We start from the raw sequence: 23,449 nt of genomic DNA on the forward strand, positions 1-23,449 counted from the left end.
CTGGGAGTCCCACCACCGCCTGCGGTTATGGATTCCGGGCTCGCGCTCCGCGCGCCCCGGAATGACGAAGCTCCATCCGGGCTACGGGTTTGCCCCATGACCGAGATCTCCCTCCACCACGGCATCTCCGTGCACCGTATCGGCGCGATGATCCTGCGCTATTGGTACCTGCTGCTGTCGTCCTGGCCGCGCCTGCTCGAGCTGTTGTACTGGCCGGCGCTGCAGGTCATCACCTGGGGCTTCCTCCAGCTCTACATCGCCGAGAACGCCAGTTTCTTCGCGCGCGCCGGCGGCACGCTGATCGGCGCCGTCATCCTCTGGGACATCCTGTTCCGCGGCCAGCTCGGCTTCTCCATCTCGTTCCTCGAGGAGATGTGGGCGCGCAACCTCGGCAACCTCATGATGAGCCCGCTCAAGCCGATCGAGTTTCTGTTGTCGCTGATGGTCATGAGCCTGATCCGGCTCGCGATCGGGGTGATCCCGATGACGCTGCTGGCGCTGTTCCTGTTTCACTTCAACGTCTACGCGCTCGGCCTGCCGCTGATCGCGTTCTTCTGCAATCTGATCTTTACGAGCTGGTCGGTCGGCATCTTCGTCTCGGGTCTCGTGCTGCGAAACGGCCTTGGCGCCGAGAGCATCGTCTGGACCCTGATGTTCGCGATCATGCCGCTCGCCTGCATCTACTATCCGGTCAGCGTGCTGCCGGCTTGGCTGCAATACGTCGCCTGGACGCTACCGCCGACCTACGTGTTCGAGGGCATGCGCGCGCTGCTGATCGAAAACACCTTTCGCGGCGACCTGATGCTGGATGCATTGGCCATCAATGCCGCGCTCCTCGTTGCATCTTTTGGGGCATTCCTTGCTCTTTTGCGCAGCGCCAGAAAACACGGCTCGCTGCTCTCGAGCGGCGAATAGCGTCACTTTCCCGTGGATTCAGGCTGGTTTTACCGTTTCTCTTACGTAGATGTACGGAACCATGCATTGACGCAATATTACGCATTCGGCAGTATGCTGCGATGCGAAGAGGAATATAACAATGCCTATTGGTGAGTTTGGCGGCGCGCCGCCCCTGGCGGCTGAAGGCAGTCCGGTCCTGACGACGCCGATGTACTGGATGTACGAGATGGCGCACGCCTCTCTCAATCCGGCGCGCGCCGTCACTGACGCGACCAAGTTGCTGTTTCAGAATCCGCTCAATCCCTGGGCGCGCACCGAGGTCGGCAAGTCGGTCGCCGCGGCCTGCGAATTGTTCGAGCGCACCACGCGCCGCTACGGCAAGCCGGAATGGGGTCTCAACGACACCGAGGTCAACGGCATCCGCGTTCCCGTCGAGATCCGCTCGGTCTGGGAAAAACCGTTCTGCCGGCTGCTGTACTTCGATCGCAAGTTCGCGCGGCCCTTGCGCAGCCCGCAGCCGCGCGTGCTGATCGTGGCGCCGATGTCCGGTCATTACGCGACGCTGCTGCGCGGAACGGTCGAGGCCTTCCTGCCGGCGCATGAGGTCTACATCACCGACTGGGCCGATGCCCGCATGGTGCCGCTCAGCGACGGCCGCTTCGATCTCGACGATTACATCGATTACGTCATCGAGATGCTGCACGTGCTCGGCGGCAACACCCACGTCATGGCGGTGTGCCAGCCCTCGGTGCCCGTGGTCGCCGCGGTTTCGATCATGGAAGCGCGACGCGATCCGTTCGTGCCGATCTCGATGACGCTGATGGGCGGCCCGATCGATACCCGTCGCAATCCGACCTCTGTGAACAACCTCGCCCAGGAGCGTGGCATCGACTGGTTCCGCAACCACGTCATCACCAAGGTGCCGTTCCCGCATCCGGGCATGATGCGCGACGTCTATCCGGGATTCTTGCAGCTCAACGGCTTCATCAGCATGAATCTCGACCGGCACATGGACGCCCACAAGCAGCTGTTCGCCAATCTGGTGAAGGGCGACGGCGACCTCGTCGACAAGCACCGCGAGTTCTACGACGAATACCTCGCGGTGATGGACCTCTCCGCCGAATATTACCTGCAGACGGTCGACACCGTGTTCGTGAAGCACTCGCTGCCCAAGGGCGAGATGACCCATCGCGGAACACGCGTCGATCCCTCCAAGGTGACGCGCGTTGCGTTGATGACGGTCGAAGGCGAGAACGACGACATCTCCGGTCTCGGTCAGACCGAAGCAACGCACGCTTTGTGCAGCTCGATCCCCGAGCATCGCCGCGTTCATTACGTCCAGAAGGGCGTCGGACATTACGGTGTGTTCAACGGCTCGCGCTTCAAGTCGGAAATCGTGCCGCGGATTCATGATTTCATGGTCTCGGCGGCCAATCCGAGCTCATTGCAGGCGCGCGCAGCCGAATAAGCTCGTTTTCGGCTTTCCGGTCGAGAATCCAGGCTTGGCCGAAGGCCCCGGCGGGGGCGAGTTCCCGCCAGATTCGCGGTATTTAGGTAGCTTCCTAGGAGTGAGTCAGTACTCACCCTTTGGGGGTGTCGCATGCATCCAGCGAGGGCGAAAAAAGCCGGTTCCAACCCCAGTCTGTAGGGTCTCCCGGTCGCCTGACCGCTGTATATTGGGCAAATGATTTGTTTTTGCGCCGAGCGCTTCCCATGGCGGCGGTTATGGCAGAATCCGGGCGCCCTCCTGCCCCCCGGACTGACAGACATGGCCACTCGCGCACTCCTTTATCGGCGGCCCCACGAACCAAAGACCCTCGTCATCACCCACGGATCGCAATTTTTTGCCATCCGATTGCGCCGGCACAGACGCGCGCGCCGCTATACACTCAGGATTCATCCGAGCGATCGCGAAGCCATCCTCACCATCCCGCCGCGCGGCACGCTCGCCGAAGCCAAGGACTTCGCACAGCGTCACGGCGCCTGGATTGCCGCGCGTCTCGGTCGCTTGCCGAAGGCCGCGCCGTTCCAGCCTGGCACGGTGGTACCGCTCCGCGGCACGCCGCATCGCATCGTTCATCGCGCCGGCACGCGCGGCACGGTGTGGACCGAGATGCGCGATAGCGGTGAACGCATCCTCTGCGTCGCCGGCGGGCTCGAACATGTCGATCGCCGCGTCAGCGACTTCCTCAAGCGCGAGGCGCGCCGCGATCTGCAGCGTTCGGCGGAGGCCTACGCCGCCGAGCTCGGTGTCAAGGTCAAGCGCCTCTCGATCCGCGATCAGTCCAGCCGCTGGGGCTCCTGCACCTCGGCCGGATCGCTGTCGTTCTCCTGGCGCCTGATCCTCGCGCCGCCCTTCGTGCTCGACTATCTCGCCGCCCACGAAGTCGCCCATCTCGTCGAGATGAACCACTCGGCGCGGTTCTGGCGCGTCTGCGGCAGAGTCTGCCCGTCGATGGAGCGCGCCAAGAAGTGGCTCGACACCTACGGGAATGATCTGCACCGCTACGGGGTCGAGGATTAGGCTCTCACTACCCGCCTAACACTCGCTGTCGTCGTCCGGCTTGACCGGACGACCCAGTATTAAAGAGACCGTTGTTGTTGAGCCGGGGCGTGCTGTACTAGATGCCTCGCTTTCGCGGTAAGTGACAGCAGAGAGCGGGGCGGCTTCAAACCACCCTCATGCACTGAAATCCGCACTCGTTCCCGCCTGCGCGCGTGAGGCCAGATAGGCTGATTGCTGCTGCGCGCCAGCCGTCTGACCCTCCGCCACCATCGCCTGGAACGCCGCGTCGAGTTGCTCGCGACTATATGTCGTGGGCCTGCTCTCGCGCGGCGTCCATTGCGATTGCGTGATGGCCGTGGAGGCCTTCTCGACGGTGCCGCCAAGCAGCTCGGCGTATCTGTCGGCCCGCCATTGCGCCAGGTCCGGCCCGCTCAAGCCGGGAGGATCCTCGAGCTTGCCGACCTTCGCCGCGGCCTGGTTGGTCATCACCGAGGACCCGCCATTGTACAACGTGGCCACCACCTCGCCGTCAACCTTGACCTGAGCGTAGGTGTTCTCCGGTGCGTTGTCTGCGGCGACCGGTTGCGTCGCACTCGCGTCGTGAGTCCTCAGCCAGTTCGTTGCCAGGAGGTCGCGCAGGTGGGGATTGTCCGCCGCCGATATCACCTTCGCACCTGACAGCGGCTTGACCTGCGAGACGTCAATCCGGAAGCTGCTGGTCGCAGCGTCAGTCGCGTCCGGTACCACCGGTTGGAGACCCGATGCCGCATTCGACGCGGGAGTTGATGCGGGCCGCAGATGAGGCAACGCCGCACCGGATACATTTGAAATCATCGAACGCTCCCAGGTTCCTGCTCGACCTATGAGAGCAAATCCCGGGCCGAAGACGGGTGCTTGAAGAGATTGGTGTTTTTCCCATCAGCCATGCGTGGGTCGCGGTCGATCTTGCCGCGCTGGGCAGGAATTGCCGAAGTGATGAAGCGCGCGCTTCAGGCTCTGCGCTGCCTGCGCAAGCCGTTGATTTCATTATCCTCGGCTACTGTGCATGGGGTTGTTTTCGCAGTTCTTGTTTCGAGGTCATCGAAACCTCGGGCAGAACCTATCGATTCCCGCCAAACAACCGGTCCATCAGCCAGCCGTCGAGCCCTGCCGCCGCTTCCGGCCGCACATTGGCGCGCGTGGGAGGCGGCGGGCGATAGCCGCCGGCGTTCGCCGGTGCCGGTCCGGGTGCTGCCGCTGTCGGCGGCGAGATCTGCGAGGCCGCCTGCGCGAGGTTCGACAGGCCCCAGCCGCCCGGTGCGCTCGGCAGGTTTGCCACCGGCACGCCTTCGTGCGCGGCCTTCATGAAGCGCGTCCAGACTTCCACCGGCAGGCCGCCGCCGGTGGCTTTCTTGGTCGGCGAGTTGTCGTCGTTGCCGAGCCAGACGCCGGTGACGAGGCTCGCAGTGTAGCCGATGAACCAGGCGTCGCGATAATCCTGGCTGGTGCCGGTCTTGCCGGCCGCCGGCCAGCCCGGGATCTCCGCCTTCTTGGCGGTGCCCGATATCAGCGTCTCCCGCATCATCGCGTTCATCATGCCGACATAGCGGGGGTCGATCACCGGATTGCGCCCTTCCGGCTGGCGCATGTAGAGCAGCTTGCCGCTCAGCGTCCTGATCCGCGTGACGACATGCGGCGCGACCGCGAAGCCGCCGTTGGCGAACGGCGCGTAAGCACCGACCAGCTCGACCACCGAGACTTCCGATGTCCCGAGCGCGATCGAGGCATTGGGCTCGAGCTTGGAGGAGATGCCGAGCCGGTGCGCGGTGCGCACCACGTTCTTCGGCCCGACCTCGAGGCCGAGACGGATCGCGACGGTGTTGAGCGACATCGCCAGCGCCTGGGTCAGCGTCACCGCGCCGAAATATTCATGGGTGTAGTTCTCGGGTCTCCAGCCCTTGACCTCGATCGGCGCGTCCTGGCGCATCGTGTCAGGCGTCAGGCCCTGCTCCAGCGCCGTCAGATACACGAACGGCTTGAACGAGGAGCCCGGCTGGCGCTTGGCGGTCACTGCGCGGTTGTACTGGCTGTCGGAATAGTTCCGCCCGCCCACCATGGCGCGCACGGCGCCATCAGGCGTCATCGCCACCAGCGCGCCCTGGCTGACGTTGAACTTCACGCTCTTGGCCGCGAGCTCGTCGATGATGGCGGCTTCCGCCACGCTTTGCAGCTTCGGATCGATCGTGGTCTCGACCTTGATGCTCTCGTCGATCTGGCCGACCAGGTCGTCCAGCACTTCGCCGATCCAGTCGGCGACGTAATTGACGGTGCCGGCGCCGGCCGGCTTCACGTTGTAGGAGGGATGGCCGATCGAGGCCTTGGCCTGCGCGTCGGTGATGAAGTTTGCATCGGCCATCGCCGCGAGCACGATCTGCGCGCGCGCTTCGGCGCCTTCGGGATTGCGGTTCGGTGCGAGGCGCGAGGGCGATTTGACGAGGCCGGCGAGCATTGCCGCTTCGGCGACCGTGACGTTCTTGGCCGACTTGCCGAAATATTTCTGCGCAGCGGCTTCGACGCCGTAGGCGCCCGAGCCGAAATAGACGCGGTTGAGATAGAGCTCCAGGATCTCGTCCTTGGAATGCTTGCGCTCCAGCCAGATCGCGAGCTCTGCCTCCTGCAGCTTGCGCTGTATGGTGCGCTCCTGGGTCAGGAACAGGTTCTTGGCGAGCTGCTGCGTCAGCGTCGAGCCGCCCTGCGAGACGCCGCGATGGAGCACGTTGGTGACGAGGGCGCGCAGGATGCCGACGGGATCGATGCCGAAATGCGAATAGAAGCGGCGGTCCTCGATGGCGATGAACGCCTTCGGCAGATAGGGCGGCAGCTCCTTCAGCGCGACATTGGCGCCGGCCATCTCGCCGCGTTGCGCCAGCATGCTGCCGTCGATGCCGACGATCTGGATCGTCGGCGGGCGCTTGGGGATTTCCAGCGACTGGATCGGCGGCAGATGGGCGCCGACATAGATCACGACGCCGACCACCGCGATCGCGCCCCACAGGCTCAGCACCGCGCCCCAATAGACGAGACGGCCGAGGCCGAACCCGCCGCGCGACTTCGCGCGGCGCTTGGCCCCACTGCGGCCGGCCGGCGCCTTGCGCTCGCGCGGCGGCTCGTCGCCGGCATCCTCGCCCTTGCGCCGGGCGGGTGATTTGGCTGATTTCTTCGGCTTGTCGTCGCCGCCGCCGGGAATGCGATCCGCCGCGGTCAGGCGCAGATCGGCGAGCGCTGCGGGCAAGCCGAACAGCGGCTCTTTCCGCCCACCCTTTTTCTTTCCCCACGCCATACGCAAACGCCCGGTCAGCCCGCCCCGCCGCACGCTAGCGGTCGCTGTTTAAGGCCCGGTTACCCCGAGGTTAACGCGCGATTAGGAGGTGGGGCATTCGCACCCCGCAGTTCCGTATCCTCGGCGGCAAAGCTAGGATCGTCGCCATAAAGAAGAGGGAGCGCTCATGGGCCATATCGACCCGACCAAGGAGATCTTCGCGCAGTTCCGGGAGAACGACCGTCCCGGCCCGATCCACATGCTCAACCTGGTGCGGTTGCGCAAGGAGGCGGCCTATCCGGACGGACGCAAGGCGAGCGGGGCGGAAGCCTACGCCGCCTATGGCCGCGAGAGCGGCCCGGTGTTCGAGCGCCTGGGCGGCCGCATCGTCTGGCAGGGCAAGTTCGAGCTGATGCTGATCGGTCCGCAGCAGGAACGCTGGGACCATTGCTTCATCGCCGAATATCCCAGCGTCTCAGCCTTCGTCGAGATGATCCGCGACCCCGTCTATCGCGAGGCGGTGAAGCATCGGCAGGCAGCCGTGGAGGACTCGCGGCTGATCCGGCATGCCGTGCTGCCGGTGGGCAAGAATTTCGGGGAGATACCGACCTGAACGCCAAGTAGGAAGCTCTCTCGATCGTCATGGCCGGGCTTGACCCGGCCATCTACGGCTTCCCTTTGGCCCAAGAACGTGGATGCCCGGGACAAGCCCGGGCATGACGTCGCAGAGAAGTTGAGTCCTAACCCGACGGGCCGGTGTCCTCGATGACCGGTCCGAACAGCTCCCAGCGTTCGCCGTTGAACTTCATCATCTGCATCTGCTTGTTGACGCGGTAGTCATTGGGGCCGGTGTTGATCTTGATCCCGGGCAGCGCCAGGCTGGGTGTGTAGCCCTTGATGTTGGCGACCTGCTTCATCACGTTCTCGCGCGTCAGATCGTCGCCGCATTGCTTCATGACCTGCACCAGCAGTTCGGCCACCGAATAGGCGTAGGTGTTGACGGTATTGAGCTTGTCGCCCTCGGGGAAATACTTGTCCATGAAGGCGAAGAAGGCTTTCACGCCCGGATCGTCCTTCCACTGGGGATCGCCGGGGTCCTTGCCGTAATTGGTCGAGATGATGCCCTTCGAGATATCGAGGCCGGCCGGTTTCAGCGTTGCCGACACCGGGCTCGCATTGATGTCGAGGATGTGCACCGGCGTCCAGCCGAGATCTGCGAGCTTCTTGATCGCCTGCGCCGCGAATTTCGGCGTCGAGGCGTCGAAGAACAGATCAACCCCCATCGACTTCAGCTTGACCACCTGCGAATCGACGGTCGGGTCGGTGACCTCGTAGGAGACCTCGCCGACGATCATGCTGGCGGCCTTGTCGCCGAGCCCGCTCTTGAGCCCCGCCAGATAGTCGCGGCCCATGTCGTCGTTCTGGTAAAGCACGCCGATCTTGGCGTTGGGATGCTCCTTGAGAATGTACTTGGCGTAGATCCGCCCCTCGGACACGTAGTTGGGATTGTATGCGATGGTCCAGGGATAGTTCTGCGGATCGTTGAAGCGCGCGGCGCCGGTCGAGGCGAGGAGTTGCGGGACCTTCTTGCCGTTGAGGTACTTCTGCACGGCTGCGTTGGCCGCGGTGCCGATCAGCTGGAAGGTGAACAGCACCTCGTCGCCCTCGACGAGCTTGCGCACCTGCTCCACCGTCTTCGGCGGCGAGTAGGCGTCGTCATACTGGATCAGATTGATCTTGCGGCCGTTGATGCCGCCCTGATCGTTGATCATCTTGAAATAGGCGGCCTGGGTCTTGCCGATATTGGCATAGACGGAATACGGGCCGGAGAACGGCACGGTCTGGCCGATCTTGATCTCGGTGTCGCTCGCCCCGGTGTCGTATTTCTTCTGGGCGAAGGCTTGGCTTACGAAGGCTTGGCTGGCGGCGAGCGCGAGCGCTGCCGTGGCAGCTAGGAAGACCCTGCGATTGTTCATATTTGGTTGTTCCTCCTGACGGAATTTTCGGCCGATGGTCTTTCTCCGTTGATTGCAACGGTCGCCATCGCTGCCGAAGATTGTGGAGGAAGGCGCAGCGCCGCGCAAGGATCGCGACGCTGCGCCGTAGCGTCTCAGGCCAGAAACTAAGCCAGGAACAACGCAGCCAGCGCGATCACTGCCGGCAGCGCTTGCACCATCAGGATGCGTGGACTGACAGTCGCAGCGCCATAGGCGCCGGCGATGATCACGCAAAGCAGAAAGAACGCCTTGATCTGGAATGCGAAGACCGGATTGTCGTGGACGAGACCCCAGACCAGGCCGGCGGCAAGGAAGCCGTTATAGAGGCCCTGATTGGCGGCCAGCACCTTCGTGATCTCGGCCTTCTCCGGCGTGTTGCGAAACACCTTCAGGCCCTGCGGCTTGTCCCAGAGAAACATCTCCAGGATCAGGAAGAAGACGTGCAGCGCGGCAACCAGTGCCACCAGGACATTGGCGATCAGGATCAAGGTGAGCTCCCCCAAAGCGTCAGCTTTCGGGTGGACGTTAGCATGGCCGGCATGGCAAGTGCGATGGGCGTGTTTCGATGCAATGGTGCCGCAATGGCCAGCCGATCAACCAAACCTCCTATAAGCTTCGGCCTCGATCGCCTGACGACGCCGATCGGCACAGCGCTGCTCGTTACCGATGCCGAAGGCGCCCTGCGCGCCCTCGACTGGGAGGACTACGAGCACCGCATGCGCGAGCTTTTGCGCCTGCACTACGGTGTGGTCGAGCTGAGCGGCCAGGCCGCGCCCGCGGCCATGCGGACCGCGCTGTCAGGCTATTTCGAAGGCGATCTCGGCCAGCTCCCGGGCATCGCGTGGCGCATCGCCGGCACGCCGTTCCAGCAGAAGGTCTGGACTGCGCTCGCGCAAATCCCTGCCGGCACCACGATGAGCTACGGCGCGCTCGCCGCAAAGATCGAGATGCCCAAGGCCATTCGCGCCGTCGGCCATGCCAATGGCTCCAACCCGATCAGCGTGGTCCTGCCGTGCCACCGGCTGATCGGCGCGGATGGCTCGTTGGTGAAGTATGGCGGCGGGCTGGAGCGCAAACGCTGGCTGCTGCGGCATGAGGGCGTGGAGGTTCGAGAACCCCTTTGAGAATGAGTGATTGGCGGCGGTGTGATGCAGGCTTGGGATGTGGACCCGAGCGAGCCGTGGCCGAACAGCTAGAGCCGGGCTGCAACGTTCTGCCCGCGCGGATGGGTCGTCGCGCGAACCTTCGGCTGCTCTCTCCTACGGTAACCGACTCCGTCAGACTTTCGACGTCATCACCTTCTGAACGATCTTCCAGGTCCCATTCACCTTCAAGCATGACAACAGATCGGTCAAGGAACGTGGCGGGATTTGAAATTTCACCTTCAAGAGCGCGAGCTCTCCTTCAACGTCGATTGACACGATCTGATCATCCCGCGTGAAGCCCTGTTGCTTCGGAGCTTTCATGTTGCGGACCGCTGCCAGCCAGGTTGCAATCGGCGTCACGCCAACATTGCCGTCCTCGGCGATCTTCGTCACTGAACTCAAGGGGTCAAATATGGATGCAAATTTCTCGGCATCCATTTCATAGGCAGCATCGAAATAGGCCTGCGCAAGCGAACGCAAGGCGGAAAAGTCTGTATCCATCGTCTTCCTCAAAGCTGTTGCACCGAGCTCATCCACGCGGCGCGGTAACTTGTGCTGAGCCTCAACCTGCTCCGCGTATCGGAAGATGCCGCAGGTCGTCTCCTTGCTCGCAAGACCTACGACAATGTAGTTTATGAGACTAGGCGTCCTGCTTGGCATAGGCTCGTGAGCAGTATTCATAGATGATGACAAACGAAATGAACGAACTTGCCGCGTTTGCAGTCGTGGCCAATGAACGAAGCTTTACACGCGCCGCGATAAAGCTTGGTGTATCTCAGTCTGCCTTGAGCCACACGATCCGGAGGCTTGAGCAGCGGCTCGAGCTGAAGCTGCTCGCGCGAACAACCAAGAGCGTTGCGCCAACCGCTGCCGGGGCCGCTCTTCTGGAAGACTTGTCTCCGGCCCTTGAGCAAATTCGTCAGGCCCTCGACAAAGCCCGAAGCGTTCGGCGCCGGCCTCAAGGTCGCCTTCGAATTGTGATGTCACGATCCGCTGCCGTGATGGTATTGTTGCCGCGGCTCAGAGCTTTCGCTGATGCCTACCCTGACATCGTTCTGGACGTTGTCACCGTCACTGGCCCCGTGGACCTCGTTGCAGGCGAGTTCGATGCCGGTATTCAGCTTGGCGAGTACATTCAAAAGGACATGATCGCGGTTCGTCTCACACCCGACCTGCGATTGGCGGTGGTAGGGTCGCCACGCTATTTCGCCTCACGACGCATCCCCGAAAAGCCAAAGGACCTCAGCGATCATCGGTGTATCACCCTGCGTCTTGCGGGTGGTCCATATCGGTGGGAGTTCGAGCAGGGACGAAAGTCGGTCACGATCAACGTGAACGGCCCGCTGATCATTGATGATACTCATCTGGTGATTCAGGCAGCGCTCGCTGGAGTTGGTATCGGACTCGCCTATGAAGAGCAGATCGCCAAATATGTCGCGCAACGCCGCCTCATTAGGGTGCTGGAGGATTGGACGCCGCCGATTCCCGGCTTCTTCATGTACTATCCCAGTCGTCAGCATCAACCAGCCACTCTGTCTGCACTCGTAAACGCGCTACGGCTCTCCGAACAGAAGTCGGCGCGGTGATTGGTGAGGTGTTGCATGCGCGTCGCGTCAATCTCTCCTTTCCTCAAACCGGCTCGCCGCGCAGCGGCGAGCCGCGGAATGACGCAGGAATCACGCCGCCGGCTGAACCGCTTTTTCGCCGGCCATCACATGGGTCAGCGCGCTCTTGATCGCGGCCTGGCGGGTCGGCGCGTTGATCTGAGCGCCCAGGAGATCGGTGACATAGAATACGTCGCGCGCGCGCTCGCCGAAGGTCGCGACGTGGGCTGACGCAATGTTGAGGTTGAGTTTCGAGATCGCCGTGGTCAGCTCGTAGAGCAGGCCGGGGCGATCGAGGCCGGAGACCTCGATCACCGTGTAGCGGTCGGACCATTGGTTGTTGATGGTCACTTCCGGCTCGATCACGAAGGGCCGCGCCTTGCTGCGCACGGTGCGCCGCGCCACCACCTCCGGCAGGCGCAGCTTGCCTTCCAGCACGTCCTCGATCATCTCGCCGATGCGGGTGGCGCGCCGTCCCTCGTCCTCGTCGCGGTCGTACTCCCGGGAGATCGAGATGGTGTCGAGCGCGCGGCCGTCGGTCGTGGTGTAGATCTGGGCGTCGACGATGTTGGCGCCGGCCGAGGCGCAGGCGCCGGCGATGATCGAGAGCAGCCAGGGATGGTCGGCTGCGAAGATCGTCAGCTCGGTAACGCCGCGCACCTCGTCGAAGCCGACATTGATCGCGAGCTTGTGGCCGGCCTGCTCGCTGGAGCGGACGAAGCGGGCGTGCCGGATCTTGCGCGGCAGCTCGACCTTGAGCCAATAGGCCGGATAGTGCCGGCCGATATAGGCATCGAGCTCGTCCGCCGGCCATTCGGCAAAGGCCATGCGGAATTCGGCATAGGCAGCCGCGAGGCGCTTGCCGCGATCGACCTCCGAGAAGCCGCCCGTGAGCACCGGCTCGGTCTCGTAGTACAGCGAGCGCAAAAGCTGCGCCTTCCAGCCGTTCCACACGCCGGGACCGACGCCGCGGATGTCGGCGGTGGTCAGGATGGTCAAGAGCTTCATCTGCTCGACAGACTGCACCACGGCGGCGAAATTCTCGATGGTCTTGCGGTCCGACAGGTCGCGCGACTGCGCGACCGTGGACATGGTCAGGTGCTCCTCGATCAGCCAGGCGATGAGCTCGGTGTCGGCCGGACTGAAGCCGAGCCGCGGACAGAGCCGGCGCGCCACCTTGGCGCCGGCGATCGAGTGATCCTCCGGCCGGCCCTTGGCGACGTCGTGCAACAGCGTGGCGATATAGATCACCGCGCGGTGCTCGGGCCTCGTCTTGCGCATGAGATCGCTGGCGAGGGCGAACTCCTCGGCGCCGCCGCGCTCGATGTCCTGAAGGAAGCCGATGCAGCGGATCAGGTGCTCGTCGACGGTGTAGTGATGATACATGTTGAACTGCATCATCGAGACGATCTTGCCGAAGGCGCGGATGAAATGGCCGAGCACGCCGGTCTCGTTCATCCGTCGCAGCACGATCTCGGCGTTGTCGGAGGTCAGGATCTCCATGAACAGCCGGTTGGCCTCGGGATTTTCGCGAAGCTGCGCGTTGATCAGGCCCAGCGAACGCGTCACGCCGCGCATCGCATCCGGATGGAAGGCGAGATTGTTCTTCTGCGCGAGGCGGAAGATGCGGATCAGATTGACCGGATCGTGCTTGAAGACGTCGGGAGCGGCGACGTTGATGCGGTTGTTGTCGACGATGAAGTCGTCGCTGTCGGGGACGCGCCGCTTCACCGCGGTCGGCCGCAGCCGCGCCATCATCCGGCTCAGGACCGGCGCCGGCTTGGCCTGCTGGTCCTCGAGCTTGGCGCAGAGGATGGCGGTGAGGTTGCCGACCTCCTTGGCGACCAGGAAGTAGTGCTTCATGAAGCGCTCGACGTCCTGCATGCCGGGATGCGAGGTATAGCCGAGCCGCACCGCGATCTCGCGCTGGAGATCGAAGGAGAGGCGCTCTTCGGCGCGGCCAGAGTAGAAATGCAGATTGCAGCGCACCGACCAGAGGAAATCGGCGCAGCGACGGAAGCTGCGATATTCCTGCGCGTCGAACACGCCGCGCTCGACCAGCTCGCTGGTGTCGCGCACGCGGTAGACGTATTTGGCGATCCAGAACAGCGTGTGCAGGTCGCGCAGGGCGCCCTTGCCGTCCTTGACGTTGGGCTCGACCAGGTAGCGCGACTGGCCGCCGCGGCGGTGCCGCTCCTCGCGCTCGGCGAGCTTTGCCGTAACGAATTCCGAGGCGGTACCCTGCACCACCTCCTTGTCGAAGCGCGCGACCAGCTCGTCATAGAGCGGCCTGTCGCCGGTGAGGAAGCGCGTCTCCAGGATCGCGGTGCGGATGGTCATGTCACCGCGCGCCTGCCTAATCGATTCGTCGACCGAGCGCGTGGCGTGGCCGACCTTCAGCCCCATGTCCCAGAGGCAATAGAGGATGGCCTCTGCCACCTGCTCGCCCCAGGCGGTCTGCTTGTAGGGCAGGATGAACAGCAGATCGATGTCGGATTCGGGCGCCATCAGGCCGCGGCCGTAGCCGCCGGTCGCGACCACCGCCATGCGCTCGGCACCGCTCGGGATCGGCGAGCGATAGAGATGACGGGTCGCCGCCGAATACAGGATGCGGATGATCTCGTCCTGGACGTGACACAGCCGCTCGGCGCAGCGGCGGCCGTGGCGGTCCTTCAAAAGGATCTCCTGTGCCGCGGCGCGCGCTGCGATCAGCTCGGCCTTGAGCAATTGCGCCATGGCGGTGCGGAACGCGTCTTCGCGCCCCTGATGCTTTTCGACAAGCGCATCGACCGCGGCGGTGATCCGCGCAGTGTCGAAACGATCGTCCACCTCGGCCCTATGCTCAGTCGCGACGCTGTCCATATCTCACCGGATATAAGAGGTGACGGGCGCTGTCACGAGACTTCGTGAGAGGTCGACAGATGAACCTGGTTACCCGGATGGGAGGGTCGCTGCGCCGCTCTTGATAAGGGCCTGTAACATCATGAATAGATTAGAGTTTCGGGTCTGAGTTCCGGTTGCTCATGGCAGCTTCCATCAATCATGGGCTGACACGAAACGGATCGCCTTCTATACCGCTCGTCAAACGCGATGTGCCGGGAGAGAACAAGATGGACGCCGCCCAACTGCGCCAGCTGCAGGCTCCGATCAAGGAGCGCTACAAGACCGATCCCAAGACCGCGTTGATCACACTGAAAGCCAAGGGCTCCACCGACAGCGAAGGCATCGCCTGCAAGGTCGAGACCGGCCGCGCGATCGCAATGGCGGGCCTGCACCCGGGCACCGGCGGTTCCGGTCTCGAGCTCTGCTCCGGCGACATGCTGCTCGAAGCCTTGGTCGCCTGTGCCGGTGTCACGCTGAAATCGGTTGCGACCGCGATCGAGGTGCCCTTGAAGACCGGCAATGTCTTTGCCGAGGGCGATCTTGATTTCCGCGGCACGCTCGGCATCGACAAGGAAACGCCGGTCGGCTTCGCCGAGATTCGTCTGCGCTTCGAGGTCGACACCGACGCACCGCAGGACAAGCTCGATCTCCTGCTCAAGCTGACCGAGCGCTATTGTGTCGTCTACCAGACCATCAAGAACGGCCCGAAGGTCTCGGTGTCGATGCAGCGGATGTGAGGCGAAGGTCGCTACTCCACGATCGGTGTCGTCCCGGGGCGCGCCGCCTGGCGCGAGCCGATACCCAACCCCGGCCCGTCGAGATCTCGGACGGTCGTTGCTCCAGCTCTTGAACCACTACGGCCTTTGGTTATGGATTCCGGGCTCGCGCTTCGCGCGCCCGGGAATGACAGACAGAATGTCACCCGACCTTCACTTCATCCTCTTCCTGCTCCTGCGCATGGCGATCGCGGCGACGTTCGTCGTGACGGCGTCGATCATCACCGAACGCGCGGGACCGGTGATCGGAGCGCTGGTCGCGACCCTGCCGATCTCAGCCGGTCCGTCCTACGTCTTCCTCGCACTCGATCACGACGCCGCGTTCATTGCGCAGGGCGCGCTGGCGAGCCTTCCGATCAATGCGGCAACCATCTTCATGTGCCTCACTTATGTCGTGCTGGCGCAGCGGTACAATCTTCTGGTGAGTTGTGGCAGCGCAGTCGCGGTCTGGATCGTGCTTGCATCGATCGTCCGTCAGTTCGACTGGCCGCTCACCGCCGGGCTGGCCGCGAACCTGATCGCCTTCGGCATCTGCATTCCGCTCCTAGCCGGATACCGCCACGTGAAGATGCCGCTGGTGACGCGCCGCTGGTATGACGTTCCGATGCGGGCTGCGCTGGTGGCGATGCTCGTCGCCATCGTGGTCTCGACCTCGGGCTGGGTCGGTCCCCGCATCAGCGGCATCATCGCGCTGTATCCCGTCGTGTTCTCCAGCATCATGGTGATCCTGCATCCGCGCATCGGCGGCCCGCCGACAGCCGCAGTGCTCGCCAATTCCGCCTGGGGCCTGCTCGGATTCGGCACGGCAATCGCAGTCCTGCACGTGGCGGTGGTGTCGTTCGGATCGAGCGTCGGTCTGTGTCTCGCGCTCGGCACCTGCGTTGCTTGGAATTTCACGCTGTGGTGCATCGGGATTGCGTCGCGGCGGCGGTCAAGGTCGCGCCTGCGCTAAATGCCGCGAACATAAGCGGGATCTCGATCTTCTCGCGTGAGACGTCGCTGATGATTTCCAAATATCAACAGCCGTGATCGAGTGGGCTGCGACGTCGCGGCGTGTTTCCGATACACATATTAGAAGTTTGTTTGAACTTGTTCTCTACAATTGTCTCGTTAATTCCCGTCCCGCGTAAAGCATATCCTTCTCGCTCCGTAAGTTTACGGAGTGCAGTACAACCGGGTCGATATTGGAGAGATCATGTTCAAGCGCAAATCGAATACCGACGCAGTTACGTTGATGGCGGCCAAGGTCGTGAGCGCCAATCTGATGGTTGCGGATAACGACCTCAAGATCATCTACATGAACAACGCTGTGACGGATTTGCTTCGAGCAGCCGAGGCCGATCTCAAGAAGGAGCTGCCGCACTTCAATGTAGACACGCTCGTCGGGACCAACATCGACGTGTTTCACAAGAACCCGCAGCATCAGCGCCAGATGCTTGCGAGCCTCAACAGCGTGCATCGCGCGATGATCGAGGTCGGCGATCGGAAATTCGACCTCGTTGCAACTCCCGTGAAGAACGACGACGGCAGCCGCGCGGGAGTTGTGGTGGAATGGTCCGACGCCTCGGTCCGTCTGCAGAATCTCGACTACGGAGCGCAAGTTGCCGCCGCCAACCGTTCGCAGGCGGTCATCGAGTTCAACATGGACGGTACGATCGTCACTGCCAACGCCAACTTCCTTGGCGCGCTCGGTTATTCGCTGGCCGATATCAAGGGCAAGCACCACAGCATGTTTGTCGAGCCTTCAGAGCGCGATGGCGCCGCCTACCGCGAGTTCTGGGCGGCACTCAACCGAGGTGAATACCAGGCCGCCGAATACAAGCGCATCGGCAAAGGCGGCAAGGAAGTGTGGATCCAGGCCTCATACAATCCGGTCTTCGACGAGAAGGGTAAGCCCTTCAAGGTCGTGAAGTTTGCGACCGACGTCACGGCGCAGAAGCTGAAGAACGCCGATCTCGCCGGCCAGATCGCGGCGATCGACAAGGCCCAGGCCGTGATCGAGTTCAACATGGACGGCACGATCATCACCGCGAATGCCAACTTCCTCGGCGCGCTCGGCTATTCGCTGGCCGAGATCAAGGGCCATCATCACAGCATGTTCGTCGAGCCGAGCGAGCGCGACAGCGGCGCCTATCGCGAGTTCTGGGCGGCGCTCAATCGCGGCGAATACCAGGCGGCCGAATACAAGCGCATCGGCAAGGGCGGCAAGGAGGTCTACATCCAGGCCTCCTACAATCCGATCATGGATCTCAACGGCAAGCCGTTCAAGGTCGTGAAATACGCCACCGACGTCACCAAGCAGGTGCTGGTCCGCATGGGCAACGAGCGCGTGCGCGGCATGATGGAATCGGTCGCCGCGGGTTCGGAGGAGCTGAACGCCTCGGTGCGGGAGATCTCCGAGGCGATGACCAAATCGCGCGAGACCGCGATGAGTGCGGTGGATCAGGTCGCCACCGCGGACGCCCAGGCGCAGCGCCTCACCGAAGCCGCGCAGGCGATGAGCGGCATCGTCGAGCTGATAAACAACATCACCGGACAGATCAACCTGCTCGCGCTCAACGCCACGATCGAATCCGCACGCGCGGGCGAAGCCGGCCGCGGCTTCGCGGTGGTCGCCTCGGAGGTCAAGAGCCTCGCCAACCAGGCCAAGCAGGCCACCGACAAGATCGGCGCGGAGATCGGCAGCCTCAACGGCATCTCCGGCGACGTCGTCAACGCGCTCGGTTCGATCAAGCAGGCCATCAACAACGTCAGCGAATACGTGACGTCGACGGCCGCGGCGATCGAGGAGCAGAGCACCGTGACGAACGAGATGTCGACCAGCATGCAGCGCGCGGCGGCGGAAGCGGCGGCGATCGCGGCGCGGGCGTAGCACGCAGGAATCGTAGGGTGGGCAAAGGCGCGCCCTTGCGCGCCGTGCCCACCATCTCTGTGCTATCTCATTTTGCTATTGGTGGGCACGCTACGCTTTGCCCACCCTACCGCACCATCACTGCTTCGGCAGCCTGGCCTTCAGTGCATAGAGCGCATCCAGCGCCTCGCGCGGCGACATCTCGTCGGGGTGCAGCGCCTTCACCGCTGCCATCAGCAGCTCGGCCTCGCTCGGCGGGGCGGCTTCCGCTGCGGCGCGCGAGGGCACGGCGAACAGCGGCAGGTCGTCCACCAGCGCGCGCGCGGTCTGGCCGCGGTCCTGTGCCTCCAGCTTGGAGAGAACCGACTTCGCGCGCGTGATCACCGCCGGCGGCAGGCCGGCGAGTTTGGCCACCTGGATGCCGTAGGAGCGGTCGGCCGAGCCCGGCAGCACCTCGTGCAGGAACACGACATTGCCCTGCCACTCCTTCACCCGCACGGTGGCATTGAACATTCGCGGCAGCTTGGCCGAGAGCGCGGTCAGCTCGTGATAATGCGTAGCGAACAGAGTGCGGCAACGGTTGCTTTCGTGCAGATGCTCGATCGCGGCCCAGGCGATCGAGAGCCCGTCGAACGTCGCGGTGCCGCGGCCGATCTCGTCCAGGATCACCAGCGAGCGCTCGCCGGCTTGATTGAGGATCGCCGCGGTCTCGACCATCTCCACCATGAAGGTGGAACGGCCGCGAGCGAGATCGTCGGCGGCGCCGACGCGCGAGAACAGCCGGTCGACGATGCCGATCCGCGCCCGCGCGGCCGGCACGAAGCTGCCGATCTGGGCGAGCAGCGCGATCAGCGCGTTCTGGCGCAGGAAGGTCGATTTGCCGGCCATGTTGGGACCGGTGAGTAGCCAGAGCTGGCCGGATCTTTGGCCGGGCGCCGGCGACAGATCGCAGGCATTGGCGATGAACGGCTCGCCATTGCGCTTCAGGGCCTGCTCGACCACGGGGTGGCGGCCGGCCTCGATCGCGAAGCCGAGCGAATCGTCCACGTCCGGTCGCACGTAATTATCGTCGACCGCGAGTTTTGCGAGCGATGTCGCGACGTCGAGCAAGGCAAAAGCGTGGGCAGCGGCGCGCAGATCGTCGCTGATCGCCATGGCCTTCGCCGACAGCCGCTCGAAAATCTCGAGCTCCAGTCCGAGCGCACGGTCGCCGGCATTGGCGATCTTGGCCTCGATCTCGCCGAGCTCGGAGGTGGTGAAGCGAACCTGCCCCGCCAGCGTCTGGCGATGGATGAAGGTCGCGTTCAGCGGCGGCGACATCAGCTTGTCGCCGTGCTGCGCGGTGACCTCGACGAAATAGCCGAGCACGTTGTTGTGGCGGATCTTGAGGCCTTTGACGGAGGTCGCGTCGGCATAGCGGGCCTGCATCGAGGCCACCACCAGGCGCGAGGCGTCGCGCAGGTTTCGCGCTTCGTCGAGGGCAGGCTCATAGCCCTGGCGAACGAAGCCGCCGTCACGCTTGATCAGCGGCAGCTGCTCGTCCAGCGCGCTGGCGAATTCCGCCGCAAGCTGGCGCGACGGCCTTTGCAACGCTGCCATCACCGCCGCGATCTCCTGCGGCGGCTCATCCAGTTCGGAGAGCCGCGTCAGCACCTGGTCCGCGGCGATGATGCCGTCGCGGATGCCGGCGAGATCGCGCGGCCCGCCGCGGCCGACCGAGAGCCGAGCCAGAGCCCGCGACATGTCGGGCGCGCCGCGCAGGATGCTGCGGATGTCCTCGCGCGCGGCTGAATCGGCAACGAAGGTGCTGACCGCATCGAGCCGGCGCGCGATGGCGGGCGCATCCGTCAGCGGCGCTGCCAGCCGCTGCGCCAGCAGGCGCGAGCCCGCCGACGTCACGGTGCAGTCGATCGCATCGAGCAGCGATCCCCGGCGTTCGCCGGCGAGCGTCCGCGTCAGCTCGAGATTGGCGCGCGTGGCCGGGTCGATCGCCATGGTCGCGCCGGAGGCCTCGCGCGCGGGCGGCGACAGCGGCGGATGCTTGCCGACCTGGGTGCGGTCGACATAGGTGATTGCGGCGGCCGCGGCGGTGGCCTCGAGGCGCGTCAGCTGCGCCAGCCCGTCCATGGTCGCGACCGCGAAATAGTCGCACAGTCGTTTCTCGGCGGTGGCGCCGTCGAAGACGTCGCGGGTCAGCGGCGTCACCGCCGGCAGCTCGCGCAGGGTCTGTCCGAGCTCGCTGTCGTTATAGAGCGCGTCGGTGACGATCGCCTCGTTCGGGTTGATGCGCGCCAGCGTCGCGGCGAGCTCGCCGGCGGAGCATTCGGTGACCATGAACTCGGCGGTCGAGATGTCGATCCAGGCAAGACCGAAGCGATCGCCGCCGCCGGAGGCGCGGGCGCGCGCGATCGCCAGCAGGTAATTGTTGGCGCGCGCGTCGAGCAGCGTGTCCTCGGTCAGCGTGCCCGGCGTCACCAGCCGCACCACGCCGCGGCGGACCACGCTCTTGTTGCCGCGCGCTTTCGCAGCGGCGGGATCCTCGGTTTGCTCGCAGACTGCGACCCGGTGTCCGGCCGAGATCAGACGGTGCAGATAGTCCTCGGAGCGCTCGACCGGCACGCCGCACATCGGGATGTCGGCGCCCTGATGCTTGCCGCGCTTGGTCAGGACGATGCCGAGCGTCTTGGAGGCGATCTCGGCGTCCTCGAAGAACAATTCGTAGAAATCGCCCATCCGGTAGAACAGCAGGAGGCCCGGATGCGCCGCCTTGATCTCCAGATATTGTTCCATCATCGGCGTGACGCGCGCGGCGGCTTCCGCCGGTGGTGCGGGCGCTTCGTCGGCGGGCGGTGCTGGGATCGGCTGTTGCATCGTCATGGGCGGCGCAACCTACAAAATTTCGGCACCTGCTCCTATCGCTTTGGCCGGAGAGACGAGGTTTTCCACGTTGTCCGCGTGGGGCGAGGAACTGCCACATTTTCCGTCGTCATTCCGGGAGGCGCCGGGCTCGCCCTTCGGGCGCCCCGGAATGACGAGGGAATTTCATGACGCCGATCCGAATACGCCACCCGCGAAACCGTCAATTGACCTGCCGCGGGCGCCCTCCTAAAACTCCGCCGTCATTGAAGAATTTGGGCCGAACCGCGGCATTCAGGGAGAACAACGATGCGTGACGTCTTTATTTGCGATGCCGTGCGGACCCCGATCGGCCGCTTCGGCGGCTCGCTCGCCAAGGTGCGCGCCGACGATCTCGCCGCCGCCCCGATCAAGGCGCTGATGGCCAAGCACCCCAATCTCGACTGGGCGCAAGTGGACGAAGTCTTCTTCGGCTGCGCCAACCAGGCCGGCGAGGACAACCGCAACGTCGCGCGCATGGCGCTCCTGCTCGCAGGTCTGCCGGATTCGGTTCCCGGCCAGACCCTGAACCGGCTCTGCGCCTCCGGCCTCGATGCGGTCGGCGCCGCGGGGCGCGCCATCCGCTCGGGCGAGATCGAGCTTGCCATTGCCGGCGGCGTCGAGTCGATGACCCGCGCGCCGTTCGTGATGGGCAAGGCGCAGGAGGCCTTCTCGCGCTCCGCCGAGATCTTCGACACCACAATCGGCTGGCGCTTCATCAATCCGCTGCTGAAGGCGCAGTACGGCGTCGACGCCATGCCGGAGACCGGCGAGAACGTCGCCGAGGAATTCCAGGTCTCGCGCGCCGACCAGGACGCCTTCGCGATCCGCTCGCAGCAGCGCGCCGGCAAGGCGATCGCCTCCGGCTATTTTGCGGAAGAAATCACGCCGATCACCATTCCCGGCGGCAAGGCCGGCCCCATCACCGTCGACAAGGACGAGCATCCGCGTCCCGAGACCACGCTGGAAGGCCTCGCCAAGCTGAAGCCGATCGTGCGCAACCCGGGCACCGTGACCGCCGGCAACGCCTCCGGCGTCAATGACGGCGCTGCCGCGATGATCCTGGCTTCGGAGCTAGCTGTGAAGAAGCATGGCCTGACGCCCCGCGCCCGCATCCTCGGCCTGGCCTCGGCCGGCGTGCCGCCGCGCATCATGGGCATTGGCCCGGTGCCCGCGACCCGCAAGCTGATGGAGCGCCTCGGCAAGAAGATCAGCGATTTCGACCTGATCGAGCTCAACGAGGCCTTCGCCTCCCAGGGCATCGCCTGTATGCGCCAGCTCGGCGTCGCCGATGATGCCGATTTCGTCAATCCGCATGGCGGCGCCATCGCGCTCGGTCATCCCCTCGGCATGAGCGGCGCGCGCCTCGCGCTCACCGCCGTCCACGGCATGGAGAAGCGCGGCGGCAAGCTCGCGCTCGCCACCATGTGCGTTGGCGTCGGCCAGGGTGTGGCCGTTGCGATCGAGAAGCTGAACTGACCGGACGCTTAGCGTCCGGTCATCCCGGAGCCGCCCGATAGGGCGGAATCCGGGATCTCGAGATTCCGGGTTCAGCCCTGTCGGGCTGCCCCGGAATGACAGGGAGAAATAGTGGCATGATCATTGAGCGCGAGCAGGACGTCACGGCCGCGGCACTGGCGGTGATGGAGCAGACCTCCGATCCGCGCATGCGCCAGATCATGCGCTCCCTGGTCAAGCATCTGCATGCCTTCGTCCGCGATGTCCGCCTGACCGAGAAGGAGTTTCGCGACGCCACGGCTGTTATCGCCGAGCTCGGCAAGCTCTCGACCGACACGCACAACGAAGTCGTGCTGATGGCAGGCTCGCTCGGCGTTTCCTCATTGGTGTGCCTGCTCAACAATGGCGATCAGGGCAATACGGAAACCGATCAATCCCTGCTCGGTCCGTTCTGGCGGCTGAACTCGCCGCGGGTCGAGAACGGCGGCTCAATCGTGCGCTCGGAGACCCCGGGCGCGCCGCTGTTCGTCAGCGGCCGCGTTGTGGATAAGGATGGCCGTCCCGTTGCCGGCGCCGAGGTCGATGTCTGGCACGCGTCCCCGGTCGGCCTCTACGAGAACCAGGATCCTGAACAGGCTGACATGAACCTGCGTGGCAAGTTCACGACCGACCAGGATGGGCGCTTCTCCTTCCGTTCGGTGATGATGGTCGGCTATCCCATCCCGACCAATGGCGTGGTCGGCCGCTTGCTGGCGGCGCAGGGCCGGCATCCCTATCGACCCGCGCATCTGCACGCCCTGATCTTCAAGCCCGGATTCAAGACGCTGATCTCGCAGGTCTACGATCCCGCCGACCCGCATATCGACAGCGATGTGCAGTTCGGTGTGACACGGGCTCTCATCGGCAAGTTCCAGCGCCATGACTCGCCGCATCCGGCAGTGCCGGACGTCGTTGCGCCCTGGTATTCGCTCGATCACACCTATCGGCTCGAAGCCGGCGAGGCCACGCTGCCGCGGCCACCGATTAAATAGGCGCTTCAGGCCAAATCCGGCGCGTACTGGCCCCAAAACCCGCTTTCCCCAATTAGTTATATCCTATAATGATTGCCGGAAGCGTTGACCGGCCGGACCGAAAATGGC

The 23,449-nt window shown here is 64.1% G+C and carries 18 protein-coding genes; 11 read left to right on the forward strand and 7 right to left on the reverse strand.

The features are described 5' to 3' along the window. The first annotated feature begins 96 nt into the window (after positions 1 to 96). From D6B98_RS11470 to D6B98_RS11480, 3 genes are all read left to right on the forward strand, one after another. The gene (locus D6B98_RS11470) at positions 97 to 915 is read left to right on the forward strand and encodes an ABC transporter permease (RefSeq protein ID WP_126257092.1); all 819 of its coding nucleotides are present in this window, start codon (positions 97 to 99) and stop codon (positions 913 to 915) included. Positions 916 to 1,036: 121 nt separating this feature from the next. Further along, a complete protein-coding gene (locus tag D6B98_RS11475) occupies positions 1,037 to 2,365 on the forward strand; it encodes a polyhydroxyalkanoate depolymerase (RefSeq protein WP_126257093.1) in 1,329 nt (442 codons plus the stop codon). Between the two features lie 216 nt (positions 2,366 to 2,581). Next, positions 2,582 to 3,421 carry a M48 family metallopeptidase gene (locus D6B98_RS11480; RefSeq protein WP_126257094.1) on the forward strand — a complete coding sequence of 280 codons (840 nt, stop codon included), beginning with the start codon at positions 2,582 to 2,584 and terminating at the stop codon, positions 3,419 to 3,421. A 156-nt stretch (positions 3,422 to 3,577) separates the two neighbouring features. Here D6B98_RS11480 and D6B98_RS11485 read toward each other — a convergent pair whose 3' ends face one another. Together D6B98_RS11485 and D6B98_RS11490 are read right to left on the reverse strand one after the other, a co-directional pair. Continuing rightward, a complete protein-coding gene (locus tag D6B98_RS11485; RefSeq protein ID WP_126257095.1) occupies positions 3,578 to 4,237 on the reverse strand; it encodes a hypothetical protein in 660 nt (219 codons plus the stop codon). 265 nt (positions 4,238 to 4,502) lie between these two features. After that, on the reverse strand, positions 4,503 to 6,722 hold the full coding sequence (locus D6B98_RS11490) for a transglycosylase domain-containing protein (protein ID WP_126257096.1): 2,220 nt from the start codon (positions 6,720 to 6,722) through the stop codon (positions 4,503 to 4,505). A gap of 166 nt (positions 6,723 to 6,888) precedes the next feature. Here D6B98_RS11490 and D6B98_RS11495 point away from each other — a divergent pair, with 166 nt between their 5' ends. Then, positions 6,889 to 7,314, forward strand: coding sequence for a DUF1330 domain-containing protein (locus D6B98_RS11495; protein ID WP_126257097.1), 426 nt, complete (start codon positions 6,889 to 6,891; stop codon positions 7,312 to 7,314). A gap of 127 nt (positions 7,315 to 7,441) precedes the next feature. On the opposite strand, the gene D6B98_RS11500 is transcribed toward D6B98_RS11495, so the two are convergent. Together D6B98_RS11500 and D6B98_RS11505 are read right to left on the reverse strand one after the other, a co-directional pair. Continuing rightward, positions 7,442 to 8,677 carry an ABC transporter substrate-binding protein gene (locus D6B98_RS11500; RefSeq protein WP_126257098.1) on the reverse strand — a complete coding sequence of 412 codons (1,236 nt, stop codon included), beginning with the start codon at positions 8,675 to 8,677 and terminating at the stop codon, positions 7,442 to 7,444. Between the two features lie 146 nt (positions 8,678 to 8,823). Further along, the gene (locus D6B98_RS11505; RefSeq protein WP_164718552.1) at positions 8,824 to 9,180 is read right to left on the reverse strand and encodes a DUF1304 domain-containing protein; all 357 of its coding nucleotides are present in this window, start codon (positions 9,178 to 9,180) and stop codon (positions 8,824 to 8,826) included. A gap of 99 nt (positions 9,181 to 9,279) precedes the next feature. Between D6B98_RS11505 and D6B98_RS11510 the strand changes: the two genes are divergently transcribed. Continuing rightward, the gene (locus D6B98_RS11510; protein ID WP_126257099.1) at positions 9,280 to 9,822 is read left to right on the forward strand and encodes a methylated-DNA--[protein]-cysteine S-methyltransferase; all 543 of its coding nucleotides are present in this window, start codon (positions 9,280 to 9,282) and stop codon (positions 9,820 to 9,822) included. 153 nt (positions 9,823 to 9,975) lie between these two features. Here D6B98_RS11510 and D6B98_RS11515 read toward each other — a convergent pair whose 3' ends face one another. Further along, entirely contained in the window at positions 9,976 to 10,344 is a 369-nt protein-coding gene (locus tag D6B98_RS11515; protein ID WP_126257100.1) for a nuclear transport factor 2 family protein, read from the reverse strand. Between the two features lie 197 nt (positions 10,345 to 10,541). On the opposite strand from D6B98_RS11515, the gene D6B98_RS11520 reads away from it, so the two are divergent. After that, positions 10,542 to 11,429, forward strand: coding sequence for a LysR substrate-binding domain-containing protein (locus D6B98_RS11520; RefSeq protein ID WP_245481335.1), 888 nt, complete (start codon positions 10,542 to 10,544; stop codon positions 11,427 to 11,429). Between the two features lie 90 nt (positions 11,430 to 11,519). On the opposite strand, the gene D6B98_RS11525 is transcribed toward D6B98_RS11520, so the two are convergent. Further along, positions 11,520 to 14,309: a [protein-PII] uridylyltransferase gene (locus D6B98_RS11525; RefSeq protein ID WP_126257101.1), complete on the reverse strand. Its 2,790-nt coding sequence runs from the start codon at positions 14,307 to 14,309 to the stop codon at positions 11,520 to 11,522. Positions 14,310 to 14,557: 248 nt separating this feature from the next. Here D6B98_RS11525 and D6B98_RS11530 point away from each other — a divergent pair, with 248 nt between their 5' ends. The 3 genes from D6B98_RS11530 to D6B98_RS11540 all read left to right on the forward strand — a co-directional run bounded on the left by D6B98_RS11530 (position 14,558) and on the right by D6B98_RS11540 (position 17,978). Next, complete coding sequence (locus D6B98_RS11530; RefSeq protein WP_126257102.1) at positions 14,558 to 15,067, forward strand: OsmC family protein; 510 nt, start codon at positions 14,558 to 14,560, stop codon at positions 15,065 to 15,067. 178 nt (positions 15,068 to 15,245) lie between these two features. Further along, positions 15,246 to 16,058 (forward strand): hypothetical protein, encoded by an 813-nt coding sequence (locus D6B98_RS11535; protein ID WP_126257103.1) that lies wholly within the window; start codon positions 15,246 to 15,248, stop codon positions 16,056 to 16,058. A gap of 243 nt (positions 16,059 to 16,301) precedes the next feature. Continuing rightward, on the forward strand, positions 16,302 to 17,978 hold the full coding sequence (locus D6B98_RS11540) for a methyl-accepting chemotaxis protein (protein ID WP_126257104.1): 1,677 nt from the start codon (positions 16,302 to 16,304) through the stop codon (positions 17,976 to 17,978). 117 nt (positions 17,979 to 18,095) lie between these two features. On the opposite strand, the gene mutS is transcribed toward D6B98_RS11540, so the two are convergent. Next, on the reverse strand, positions 18,096 to 20,834 hold the full coding sequence (gene mutS / locus D6B98_RS11545) for a DNA mismatch repair protein MutS (protein ID WP_126257105.1): 2,739 nt from the start codon (positions 20,832 to 20,834) through the stop codon (positions 18,096 to 18,098). 288 nt (positions 20,835 to 21,122) lie between these two features. Between mutS and pcaF the strand changes: the two genes are divergently transcribed. Continuing rightward, positions 21,123 to 22,331 (forward strand): 3-oxoadipyl-CoA thiolase, encoded by a 1,209-nt coding sequence (gene pcaF / locus D6B98_RS11550; protein WP_126257106.1) that lies wholly within the window; start codon positions 21,123 to 21,125, stop codon positions 22,329 to 22,331. Positions 22,332 to 22,447: 116 nt separating this feature from the next. Further along, positions 22,448 to 23,341: a dioxygenase family protein gene (locus D6B98_RS11555; RefSeq protein WP_126257107.1), complete on the forward strand. Its 894-nt coding sequence runs from the start codon at positions 22,448 to 22,450 to the stop codon at positions 23,339 to 23,341. Positions 23,342 to 23,449: the final 108 nt, after the last annotated feature.

The sequence above is a fragment of the Bradyrhizobium sp. LVM 105 genome (assembly GCF_003957705.1).
Classification (GTDB): Bacteria; Pseudomonadota; Alphaproteobacteria; order Rhizobiales; family Xanthobacteraceae; genus Bradyrhizobium; species Bradyrhizobium frederickii.